Consider the following 2678-nt stretch of genomic DNA (forward strand, 5'->3'; position numbering starts at 1 on the left):
ACCACATCCCCCGCCACCAACGCATCCGACAACCGCCGCAACACCACCACCCCCACACCCTCACCACGGCCGAAGCCATCAGCGGAAGCATCGAAGGTCTTGCACCGGCCGTCCGCGGCAACCGCCTGCATCTGGCTGAGCGCCACCGAGGCACCGGGGGTGAGCATCAGACTGGCCCCGCCCGCGAAGGCGATGTCGCACTCTCCCCGCAACAGGCTCTGCCGCGCCATGTGGAGCGCGACGAGGGAGGAGGAGCAGGCGGTGTCGACGACGAGGCTCGGGCCGTGCAGGCCGAGCGCATAGGAGAGGCGGCCCGCGGCGAGGCTGTTGAGGTTGCCGAGGCTGCTGAACGCGTCGGAAGCCCCGGCCTCCGCGGCGAGTTGGGCGTAGTCGTTGTAGTAGAGGGAGAGGAAGACACCACCTTGGCGGCCGACGAGCTGGTGGGGCACGACGGCCGCGTCCGCGAGCGCCTCCCACGCCGTCTCCAGCAGCAGACGCTGCTGCGGATCCAGACGCTGCGCCTCGTGCGTGCTGAGGCCGAAGAAGTCCGCGTCGAAGGCGTCAACGGGTTCGGTGAGGAAGCCGCCCCAGCGCAGCGGACCGTCGGGCGGTTCGCCGTTCCGGCCGGGCAGATCCTCCGGCCGCCAGCGGTCCGGCGGTACGTCGATGATCGCGTCGCGGCCCTCACGCAGCAGTTGCCAGTAGGAGGCTATGTTGTCGGCGCCGCCGGGGAATCGGCACGCCATGCCGACGATGGCCACGGCATCCTCACCACTGTCCACCGGCGCCGGCTCCTTGACCCTGGTCGGGTCCGGGGCGAGTGGGGTTGCCCGGCGCGCGGTGGGCCGGGGCACGGCGGCGGGTGTGGCTCGCTCGCATATCTCGGTGTCGCCACCAGCGCGCAGATGTTCCGCGAGGTCCGCGACCGTGGGGTGTTCGAATGTCACGGTGGTGCTGAGCGGAATGCCGAGTTCGCCGGTGAGCCGGTTGCGCAGCTCGACCGCGAGCGCGGAGTCCAGCCCCAGCTCCATCAGCGGCCGGTCCGCGTCGACGGGGGTCTGCGGGCGCAGTCTCAGCACCTGCCGCAGCTCACGCTCCAGCACCGCCGCCACGTCCTCGTCCGTCGGCCGTGTCACGGCTTCGGGCCGCGCGAGACCGCGCAGCCGGGCGGGTGTGCGCCCGCCCATGTGGTGTGCGTACCGCCGCCAGTCCACGGACACGCATACGGTGGACGGGGCACGATCATGGATGAGTCGCTCCAGCGACGCCAGCCCGTGGGCCGGGTCGATCATCCCGATCCCGGAGGATTCCCACAGGGTCCTGGCGGAGTCGGGAGCCCGCCCGGCCATCCCGGCGCCCGTCCACGGGCCCCATGCGACGCTCAGCGCGGGCAGTCCCTTGGCCTGGCCGTACTCGGCGAGTCCGTCCAGATAGGCGTTGGCCGCCGCGTATGCGCCCTGGCCGACGGTGCCCAGCATCGTGGCCTGGGAGGAGAAGAAGACGAGGAAGTCCAGCGGCTGGTCCCGGCGTAGCGCGGCGCGGTGCACATTCCACCCTCCGGCCACTTTGGGGCTGAGCACACGGGCCAGTTGGTCGTGGCCGGCGTGCAGGAGGAGGCTGTCGTCAAGGACACCGGCCGCGTGGATGACGCCGTGCAATGGGGCGCCGGTCGAGCCGAGTTGGTCGAAGACCCTGTCGCAGTCGGCCGCCCGGGACACATCGGCCGGGATGTAGGAGACCAGCACACCGTTGCCACTCAGCTCGGCCATGGCCCGCTCGGCGGCGGGTGGCGGGCGGTGCGAGCGCCCGGTCAGAAACACCTGCTTGGCTCCGCCGTCCACCAGCCACCGCGCGCAGTGCAACCCCAGTGCCCCACCGCCGCCGGTGATGAGGTACGCGCCATCGCGCCGCACGACGGGCTCGCGCCGGCCGGCCGTGTCCGCCTCGGTGCCGGGCCGGCGCTCCACCAGCCGGGCCGCGTGGCGCATCCCCTCATGGAGCGCTATCTCGTCCTCGGAAGCGTCGGACGCCGCCAGCTCGTCCGCCAGCGCCTCGTCGTCCCCGGCCGTGAGGTCGATCCGGCGGCAGCGCAGCTCCGGATGCTCGCTGCTGATGACGCGTCCGAGCCCCCACAGCGCGGCCCGCTCCGGCGTCCCCTCGCCCGCCCGGCCGCCGTGGGTGACCAGCACCAGCTGGGCCGAGGGGCGCAGGCGGGCCAGGGTGCGAGTGAGGTCGAGCACCGCCGTCGAGGTGCGGAGCACACGGGACAGCGCCGCTTCGCCGTCCTCGTCCACGGGGGTGGTCGAGGGCCCGGCTCCGGCGGTCAGGCACACCACCGTGTCGACCGCCTCGTCGGCGAGCGCGTCGCGCACCGCGTCCATGGGCCATGGGTGCTCCTCGTCGCGGCGGCCGACCACCAGGACGTGTGCGCCGTCGCGCTCCAGCCGGTCGCGCAGCCGCGCGGCGGTTACCGTGTCGTCGCCGAGCAACAGCCAGCGGCCTCGGGCGCGTGTGGGTGCGGGGCGGCCGATGTTCTGCCAGCGTGTCCGGTAGCAGCCCGGCTCGGGGGAGGCGACGAGCTCGGGCTGCCGCTCATGCCGCGGCCACCAGTAGTACTCACCCTGCCGCCTGGCGGGCTCCGGTGTTACGCGCCGCGGGGCGGGGTGGTGCCGGGGGGC

General features: G+C 73.2%; 1 protein-coding gene. It reads right to left on the minus strand.

Annotated features, from left to right (window positions below):
• Positions 1–2678 (minus strand): SDR family NAD(P)-dependent oxidoreductase (locus tag NQU54_RS48260; RefSeq protein ID WP_257636607.1); only part of this gene is annotated, 2678 nt, incomplete at both ends.

Source organism: Streptomyces malaysiensis subsp. samsunensis, from assembly GCF_024519315.1.
Lineage (GTDB): Bacteria > Actinomycetota > Actinomycetes > Streptomycetales > Streptomycetaceae > Streptomyces > Streptomyces malaysiensis.